This is a genomic window from Microbacterium sp. JC 701 (assembly GCF_021026215.1).
Classification (GTDB): domain Bacteria; phylum Actinomycetota; class Actinomycetes; order Actinomycetales; family Microbacteriaceae; genus Microbacterium; species Microbacterium algihabitans.
Map to the genome: position 1 here is coordinate 810,201 of NZ_JAJNCV010000002.1, position 8,695 is coordinate 818,895.

The 8,695-nt window shown below is 71.2% G+C and carries 6 protein-coding genes; 2 read left to right on the top strand and 4 right to left on the bottom strand.

Annotated elements, in window-relative coordinates:
• Nucleotides 1-84 precede the first annotated feature (84 nt).
• Nucleotides 85-1,524, bottom strand: a complete 1,440-nt coding sequence (locus LPW41_RS11815; protein ID WP_230704918.1) for an MFS transporter — start codon at nucleotides 1,522-1,524, stop codon at nucleotides 85-87.
• Between the two features lie 126 nt (nucleotides 1,525-1,650).
• On the opposite strand from LPW41_RS11815, the gene LPW41_RS11820 reads away from it, so the two are divergent.
• Complete coding sequence (locus LPW41_RS11820; protein ID WP_154096328.1) at nucleotides 1,651-2,508, top strand: helix-turn-helix transcriptional regulator; 858 nt, start codon at nucleotides 1,651-1,653, stop codon at nucleotides 2,506-2,508.
• A 393-nt stretch (nucleotides 2,509-2,901) separates the two neighbouring features.
• On the opposite strand, the gene hisS is transcribed toward LPW41_RS11820, so the two are convergent.
• Entirely contained in the window at nucleotides 2,902-4,149 is a 1,248-nt protein-coding gene (gene hisS / locus LPW41_RS11825; protein ID WP_230704946.1) for a histidine--tRNA ligase, read from the bottom strand.
• Between the two features lie 86 nt (nucleotides 4,150-4,235).
• Nucleotides 4,236-4,841 carry a MazG family protein gene (locus tag LPW41_RS11830; RefSeq protein WP_144835357.1) on the bottom strand — a complete coding sequence of 202 codons (606 nt, stop codon included), beginning with the start codon at nucleotides 4,839-4,841 and terminating at the stop codon, nucleotides 4,236-4,238.
• Nucleotides 4,842-5,115: 274 nt separating this feature from the next.
• On the opposite strand from LPW41_RS11830, the gene LPW41_RS11835 reads away from it, so the two are divergent.
• The gene (locus LPW41_RS11835; protein WP_230704919.1) at nucleotides 5,116-7,788 is read left to right on the top strand and encodes a phosphoenolpyruvate carboxylase; all 2,673 of its coding nucleotides are present in this window, start codon (nucleotides 5,116-5,118) and stop codon (nucleotides 7,786-7,788) included.
• Between the two features lie 58 nt (nucleotides 7,789-7,846).
• Here LPW41_RS11835 and LPW41_RS11840 read toward each other — a convergent pair whose 3' ends face one another.
• Nucleotides 7,847-8,449: a gamma carbonic anhydrase family protein gene (locus LPW41_RS11840; protein WP_230704920.1), complete on the bottom strand. Its 603-nt coding sequence runs from the start codon at nucleotides 8,447-8,449 to the stop codon at nucleotides 7,847-7,849.
• Between the last annotated feature and the right edge of the window lie 246 nt (nucleotides 8,450-8,695).

Genomic DNA, 8,695 nt, shown 5'->3' on the forward strand with positions numbered 1-8,695 from the left:
GTGACGCCCGGCAGACGACCGGCTCCCGGCATCCGGTGCATCTCCTTCGAGAGGCGGATGCCGAGAGCTCCCGGTCGCGCGTGATCAGACCCCGCGCCGGCCCCGGGCCCGCATCACCATCGCGAGCACGAGCACCGCGACGGCGAGTCCGATGTCGAGCACGAGGCCGGCGACCAGCTCGTCGCGGCCGGTCACCCCGGTCACAGTGACGACGCTGCCGATCACGATCACCCCGAACGACAGCGCGAGCTGCTGGGCGGTGCTGAACATGCCGCCCGACAGGCCCGCCGCCTCGACCGGCACCTCCCGCACGACCAGCTGGGTCAGCGGGGAGAAGATCAGCGCCTGCCCCGCGCCGAGCAGCACGAGGGCCGGCTGCAGCCACAGGCCGATGTCGCTCCCCCAGGCGAACGCGAGGGTCGCCGTCATCGCCACGAGGGCGACGATCTGCAGGCTCACCCCCAGCACGAGCGTCGCATCGCCGAGCCGGCTCTGGATGCGGGCGACCGCGAGCGACATCCCCGCGAAGACGACGGCGAACGGCAGCAACGCCATTCCGGCCTGCAGAGAGGTCAGTCCGCCGCCCTCGACGGCGCGGGGGAAGACGTACAGCAGCGCCGAGTATCCCGCGAAGAACAGCGCCGCGGCCACCAGACCGAGCTGCAGGGGGCGCAGGCGCAGCACGCTCGGCGGCAGAAGGGGCACGCGTCCCGATCGCTCGATCGCGTTCTGGTGACGCCACATCGCCACGAGGGCCACGGCGGCGAGCGCGAGCACCGCCCACACCGGCCACGACCAGCCCCACGCGGGGCCGAAGGTGAGGGCGACGGATGCCGCGAGGATGCCGACAGCGAGCACCGCCGATCCCACGAGGTCGATCGCGACCACCTCGTGGGCGCGGGAACGCGGTGCCAGCGGAGCGCAGACGATCGCCGCGACCGCGATGAGCGCCACGACGACGAACACCGCGCGCCAGCCCTCGACCGGGCCGAACGAGGTCGCCGCGAGAGCGCCGCCCGCTACCTGACCGACGGCCGCGCCGATGCCGCCGCTCGCACCGAAGGCGGCGATCGCCCTCGTGCGTGCGGGGCCCTGCGAGGTCGCCTGGATCGTCGCGAGCACCTGCGGCGTGCACAGCGCCGCCCCGAGTCCCTGCGCCACGCGCGCCGCGATGAGCGTCTCGATCGAGGGGGCGACCGCGCACGCGATGGCCGAGGCGAGGAAGAGCCCCATGCCGATGACGAACAGGCGGTGACGACCGAAGCGGTCGCCGAGTCGGCCGCCCAGGATGAGGAACACCGCGAACGGGATGCCGTATCCCGCCACGACCAGTTCGAGCGCCACGTCGCCCGCGCCGAAGCGGTCGCGCAGTGCCGGCAGGGTGACCGTGACGGCGTTGAACGCGAACGTGCCGGCGAAGGGTCCGAGGAGGAACCCGACATAGCGCCACGTCGGAACATCGAACGCTCCGGGACGGAGAGGTATCGGGGCCGACCCGGTTTGAGGGTGCGCGGTACTGGTCATGGTGCCAGGATGAACCGGATGCCATCCTGGTACCAGGAGTCTGCTCATCCTGGTACTGAGAGCACTCCCCACCGTGCGAGCGTCCGCCGCGCACGGCTCTAGGCTCGCCGGAGGACAGGAGTGTTCATGCCCCGCTCGGACGAGACCCGCGCCGCCTTCGCGGCCTTCCTGCGCAGTCGCCGCGCGCGCCTGAGTCCCGCCGACGTCGGGCTCCCCGAGGGCGTGCGCCGACGAGTCGTCGGACTCCGCCGCGAAGAGGTCGCCCAGCTCGCCGGGGTCGGACTCACCTGGTACACCTGGCTCGAGCAGGGCCGCCCCATCGCGGCATCCGCCCAGGTCGTCTCGGCGATCGCCCGCGCCCTGCGCCTCAGCGACGACGAGCGTGATCACCTGTTCGCCCTCGCCGACCTCCCCGTGCCCGATCGCGACAGCCGCCCCTGCGTAGGCGCCGCACACCTCGACCTGCTCGAGAAGCTGCTGCCCTACCCCGCCGCGGTGCAGACCGCGCGCTTCGACATCCGCGCCTACAACCGGTCGTACCGCCACCTCTTCGGCGACCTCGACCAGATGCCCGCCGAGCGTCGCAACTGCGCCGTGCTCCTGTTCACCGACACCGAGTGGCAGCGCGCACACGTCGACCTCGACCACGCGCAGCGCCGCATCGCCGCCCGGCTCCGCGCCGCCTTCGGGCGTCACCACGACGAGCCCGCGTGGCAGCGGTTCATCGCCGAGCTCGAGGAGCAGTCCCCGCGATTCGCCGAGCTCTGGCGCCTGGGCGATGTCGGGGGCGAGCGCGCCGCGACGAAGCACCTGGTGCACGCCCGGGTCGGAGAGCTCAACCTCGAGATGTCGAGTCTCTGGCTCGACGACGCGCTCGGCTCCCGGGTGGTGTGGTTCTCGCCGCGCGATGCCGCCACCGCCGACCGTCTCGAACGCCTCGCGGCCGAGCGCCCCGACGAGGCGCTGATCAGCGCCGTCGCCTGAGGCGCTCTCCGCCACCTCGGTTCGGAGGTCCCTGAGCCCGTCGAGGGGAGGTCCCTGAGCCTGTCGAAGGGAGGTCCCTGAGCCTGTCGAAGGGAGGTCCCTGAGCCTGTCGAAGGGCCCGAGACCCACACCCCGCCCGTCGGCTTCGACAAGCTCAGCCACCTCGGTACGGAGGTCCCTGAGCCTGTCGAAGGGAGGTCCCTGAGCCTGTCGAAGGGAGGTCCCTGAGCCTGTCGAAGGGCCCGAGACCCACACCCCGCCCGTCGGCTTCGACAAGCTCAGCCACCTCGGTACGGAGGTCCCTGAGCCTGTCGAAGGGCCCGGGACCCACGCCCCGCCCGTCGGCTTCGACACGCTCAGCCACCTCGCCATCCGAGGGGACCGGCACCGCGCTCAGCCCAGGGGCTTGAGCTCCAGGTGGTCGACGTCGCTGCCGGTGGTCACCGTCGCGAACGAGGTGTAGCCGTCGGCGGCGGAGCGCTCGAGCAGCGCTTTCATGTTCTTCGCGCGCTGCTCCACGCGCACGCGCGCGCCCTGCGCGACCAGCGCGGTCTTGATGGACAGCAGGTGGGCGAACGGCACGTCGCGATCGTGCACGAGAACGACCGAACGCTCGCAGTCGGCGTCGGTGGCCGGCAGCAGGTCGACGATCCGCTCGAAGCCGATCGAGAAGCCGACGGCCGGAACCTGCTGTCCGAGGAAGCGGCCGATCATGCCGTCGTAACGTCCCCCGCCGCCGAGCGAGTAGTCGACGCTCGGGTGGGCGAGCTCGAAGATCGTGCCCGTGTAGTACCCCATGCCGCGCACGAGGAACGGGTCGAAGACCAGGGGCACCGCTCCCCCACGGGCGGCGGCCACCGTGTCGCCGAGGTCGACGAGGTGCGCGACGACCTCGTCGGGGATGCCGTCGGGCAGCGCCGCGCGAATGCCGGCCTCATCGAACGACGACCCGGCCACGGGGCGCTCGAGGTACGCGGCGAAGGCATCCACCGCCGCGGCGTCCACTCCGCGTCCGCGCAGCTCTTCCACGACCCCCGAGGGGCCGACCTTGTCGAGCTTGTCGATCGTGATGAGCACGCCCGGGCGCTCCTCGGGGGCGAAGCCGAAGACGTCGAGCATCGCATCGAGGGCGCGCCGGTCGTTGACCCGGATCGTGCCGCCCTCGAGCCCGAGCGCATCGAGCACGTCGAGGCTCGCGACCATGAGCTCGGCCTCGGCGCGCGCCGACGCGTCGCCGATGACGTCGATGTCGCACTGCATGAACTGGCGGTAGCGGCCCTTCTGCGGGCGCTCGGCACGCCAGACCGGGGCGATCTGGATGGAGCGGAACACCGTCGGCAGCGACGCGCGGTGCGTGGCGTAGAACCGGGCGAGCGGAACAGTCAGGTCGTAGCGCAGACCCAGGTCGGCCAGCGCGGCAGGGTCGTCGGCAGCGGCGCGGATGCCATCGGCATCCATCCCCCGCTTGAGGATGCTGAACGACAGCTTCTCGTTGTCGCCACCGATCCCGGCGTGCAGGCGGTCGTAGTCCTCCATGACCGGGGTCTCGATCTCGTCGAACCCGTGCGCGCGGTAACGCTCGCGGATGACGGCGAGCACGCGCTCGCGACGGGCCTTGTCAGCGGGGAGGAAGTCGCGCATGCCGCGCGGCGGGTTCACGGATGCCACGGCGCCATTCTTCCAGAGCGACTCGGGCGGTCCCGCCGCCCGCGCGCAAGCCGAGCGTGTCAGCTCGCGCCGGCCTCCGCTTCGCGCACCTCGGCGCGCAGACCGCGCACGCGCTCGCGCAGGGCGCGCTCGGCGTCCCACCCCCGAGCCCGGGCGAGGTGCACGAGCGTGAGCAGCGCGTCGCCGAGCTCTGCCTCGGTCTCGGGATCGGCCAGGTGATGCGTCGGGGCGCAGACGCCGACCTGCACCGCCTTGCCCATCACCTTCTGCGCCAGGGCGAGCGAGGGCATGTGGTCGCTGACCCCGTCGAGCACGCTCGTGCGCTCGCGCTTCTCGGCCGCCTTGGCCGCATTCCAGTGCACGAGGACCTCTTCGGGCGTGGTGGCCACGGCATCCGCGAACACGTGCGGGTGCCGGCGCACCATCTTCTCGGTCAGCCCCCGGGCGACGTCGTCGATGTCGAAGGGGTCGTCGGGGTCTCCCGCGGCGATCTCCGCATGGAACAGCACCTGCCACAGCAGGTCGCCGAGCTCCTCGCGCAGATCGGCGCGCGTGCCCGCCTCGACCGCGTCGATGACCTCCGCGCTCTCCTCCACGAGGTAGGGCACGAGGTCGCGGTGGTCGATTCGCTGCGTCCACACGCAGCGCTCGCGCACCGCCCGCATGGTCTCGGCTGCTTCCCGCAGGGCGTCGTCGCTCACGGCCTCTCCCTCCGCGGGCCCGGCGGCTCCGCTGACTGCGAGTATCCCCCGGCTGAGCGGCGCCGGGCGGTGGCACGTGCCGAACTCCGGATCTTTCCGGATGCCGCGCCCCCGCCACCTCGAAACCCTGCGGATTCCCCCGATCATCCCCGGAGAAAATCCGGAGTTCGGCCCCGGCGACCGTCGCACGACGTCACGTGTGATCTGTCGGCAACGGGACGCCGATAATCTGGGGCGTGTGCGTGAACTGACCCCGACCGAGGCCATCGACCTCGTGGGCCGCTTCGAAGCCGGCCAGGAGCTCCCCGAACAGATGCGTGCCGATGTGCGCCTGCTCGGATCCCTCCTGGGCCGCGTCCTTCAGGAGAGCGGCTCCCCCGGCCTGTACGACGATGTCGAGCGCCTGCGAACGGCGACGATCCAGGCCTACACCGACGAGACACCCGAGGCGTTCGAGCGCGCGGCGGCCATCGCCGACGGGTTCTCGATCGAGCGCGCCGACGAGGTCGCCCGCGCCTTCACTGCGTACTTCCACCTCGTCAACCTCGTCGAGGAGCACCAGCGCGTGCGCGTGCTGCGCGAGCGCGGCGATCGTCCCGCGCGCGGAGGCACCCCCGACACCATCGCGACCGCCTACGAACGCCTCGCGAGCGAGGTCGGCGAAGAGACGGCCCTCAGCCGTCTCCAGGCGCTGCGCTTCCACCCCGTCTTCACCGCGCACCCCACCGAGGCGCGGCGTCGCGCGATCTCGACGAGCATCCGTCGCCTGTCCGAGCTGCTCGTCGAGCACGACGATGCGGGCGACAACGACTCCGAGGGCCGTCGCGCCGAGCGTCGCATGCTCGAAGAGATCGACACCCTCTGGCGCACCGCCCCGCTGCGACGCGAGAAGCCGTCGCCGGTCGACGAGGTGCGCTCGGTCATGGCCGTCTTCGACGAGACGCTCTACACGGCCGTCCCGCGGGTCTACCGCCGCATCGACGACATCCTGCAGGGCGAGAACGCCGGGGCCCGCGCCCCGATCGTCAAGCCGTTCGTCCGCGTCGGCTCCTGGGTCGGCGGCGACCGCGACGGCAACCCGTTCGTCACCGCATCCGTCACGCGCAAGGCCGCCGCGATCGCGAGCGAGCACGTGCTCCTGGGGCTCGAGCGCACCACGCAGCGCGTGGGCCGGGGATTGACCCTGGATGCCGAGACCACCCCGCCCAGCGACGCTCTTCTGGCGCTGTGGCACCGTCTGCGCGCCGCCGACGAAGACGCCGCGGCCGAGATCGCCGAGCGCTCCCCTGCCGAGCCGCACCGCCGCATCCTGCTGCTGCTCGCGCGCAAGATCGCCGCGACCCGCACGCGCAACGCCGACCTCGCCTACCGCGATCCCGAGCACCTGCTCACCGATCTGCGCGTCGTGCAGGACTCGCTGGTGGCGGCCGGTGCCTCGCGTCAGGCATACGGCGCGCTGCAGCGTCTGGTGTGGCAGGTGGAGACCTACGGCTTCCACCTCACCGAGCTCGAGGTGCGCCAGCACTCGGCGGTGCACCGCAAGGTGCTCGACGAGCTGCGTTCGGGCGGCGCCCGCAGCGAGCAGACCGAAGAGGTGCTCGAGGTCTTCCGCTCGGTCGCCTACGTGCAGGAGCGCTTCGGCCCTCGCGCCGCCGGCCGCTACATCGTGTCGTTCACGCAGTCGGCCGACGACCTCGCCAACGTGCACGAGCTCGCCTCGTACGCCATGGGTCCGGGTGAAGACCTCCCGGTCCTCGACGTCATCCCGCTGTTCGAGACCTTCGCCGACCTGCAGGCGGCTCCCGGCATCCTGGCCGAGATCGTCTCGCACCCCTCGTTCGCCGATCGCCTCGCGGCGACCGGACGCCGCCTCGAGGTCATGCTCGGCTACTCCGACTCCTCGAAGGACGTCGGACCCGTCGCGGCCAACCTCGCGCTGTACGAGGCGCAGGCGAAGATCTCGACGTGGGCGCAGGCCGAGGGCATCGAGCTGACGCTCTTCCACGGCCGCGGCGGTGCCCTCGGTCGCGGTGGCGGACCCGCCAACTCCGCGATCCTCGCGCAGCCGCCGCATTCGGTGGACGGCCGGTTCAAGCTCACCGAGCAGGGCGAGGTCATCTTCGCGCGTTACGGAGACCCCGACATCGCGATGCGTCACATCGATCAGGTCGCGGCGGCGGTGCTCACCGCCTCCTCCCCCTCGATCGAGCGCCGCAACCGCGGGGCGGCGGAGGCCTTCGCCGACGTCGCCGCGACGATGGACGTCGCCTCGCGCGAACGGTTCTTCGCGCTGGTCAAGGCTCCGGGCTTCGCTCCCTGGTTCGCGACGGTCACCCCCATGGAGGAGATCGGGCACCTCGCCCTCGGCTCGCGTCCCGCACGCCGTGGTCTCTCCGTCGAGTCCCTCGAAGACCTGCGTGCCATTCCGTGGGTGTTCTCGTGGACGCAGGCCCGCATCAACCTCGCCGGCTGGTTCGGACTCGGCACGGCCCTCGACGCCGTGGGTGACGAGCACCGTCTGCGCGACGCGTACGAGCAGTGGCCGCTGTTCCGCACGATGATCGACAACGTGGCGATGAGCCTTGCGAAGGCCGACGAGCGCATTGCCCGTCGCTACCTCGCCCTCGGCGACCGCGACGATCTGGCGCAGCTCGTGATGGACGAGATGCTCCTCACCCGCTCGTGGGTCGAGCGCATCACGGGAGGGGAGCTGCTCGGCAACAAGCCGGTGCTCCAGCGTGCCGTCAAGATGCGCAGCCCCTACGTCGACGCCCTCTCCCTCCTGCAGCTGCGTGCCCTGCGCGCGCTTCGCGACAGCGACGCCGACGATCCGACTCCGGATGCCGAGCACCAGCGCCTTCTGCTGCTGTCGGTCAGCGGCGTGGCGGCGGGCCTGCAGAACACCGGCTGAGAACCGTCCCCGATGCGCCGGCGCCCTCACGGGTGCCGGCGCATCGTCGTCTCCGCGATCAGCCGTCGAGACGACGGTCGGCGGAGTGACGCGCGAGACTGCGGCCATACCGCTCCGTCAGCTGCACCATCAGATCGGGCGTCTCGCGATCGAGACCGAAGACGTAACCCGGGAAGTCGAGCTCTTTCTGCGCGGCCCAGATCTCCTCGTGCATGTCAGGAGGCAGGATCTGCGCCGGATCACCGACCGCCACCCAGGAGATCGGCACGATGGTGTCGGCCGGTAGGACGGTGCGCACGTGGACGACGGCGTTGATGCGCACTTCACTGCGGTCGCCGATCTCCGCACCGTTGAACACCCGTGTGCCGGTGGCGAGGAACACCTCCTCTCCGATGTCGGCGCCGGCGACGCTCGCCATCGGTCCGATGAGGGTGTGCGCTCCCACGCGCACGGCGTGCGTCGAGCTGGCGCGAACGAGGGCGTTCTCCATGACGATCGCGTTCTCACCCAGCACGACGCGGCTGCCCTCAGCGGTGATGACCGCGCCGTGCAGCACTTGGCATCCCGCGGCGATCGTCACATCGCCACTGATCACGGCGGTGGGAGCGATGACGGCATCGGGATGGATCCGGGGCTCAGCCCCCAGGTGTGAGTAGAGCATGACGTGTCCCTTCTCCGGTGCCGTCAGCGTAGTCGTGTGGGCTTCTGCACTCGAGTGCTCCGGATACGACGAAGCGCCGGTGCGCACTCCCCGGAGGAAGTGTGCACCGGCGCTGAAGCCGTCGAGGCGTCGATCTCGCGATCGAGCCCGTAAATGCGAAATGGCCACCCAGCTTTGGGTGGCCATTTCGACTTAAAGGAAGTCCGGCGGTGTCCTACTCTCCCACAGGGTCCCCCCTGCAGTACC

Excerpts from the sequence above, each read along its gene's own strand:
- LPW41_RS11815 (WP_230704918.1), bottom strand. The coding sequence starts at position 1,524 with ATGACCAGTACCGCGCACCCTCAAACCGGGTCGGCCCCGATACCTCTC.
- LPW41_RS11820 (WP_154096328.1), top strand. The coding sequence starts at position 1,651 with ATGCCCCGCTCGGACGAGACCCGCGCCGCCTTCGCGGCCTTCCTGCGC.
- hisS (WP_230704946.1), bottom strand. The coding sequence starts at position 4,149 with ATGCGCGACTTCCTCCCCGCTGACAAGGCCCGTCGCGAGCGCGTGCTC.
- LPW41_RS11830 (WP_144835357.1), bottom strand. The coding sequence starts at position 4,841 with ATGCGGGCGGTGCGCGAGCGCTGCGTGTGGACGCAGCGAATCGACCAC.
- LPW41_RS11840 (WP_230704920.1), bottom strand. The coding sequence starts at position 8,449 with ATGCTCTACTCACACCTGGGGGCTGAGCCCCGGATCCATCCCGATGCC.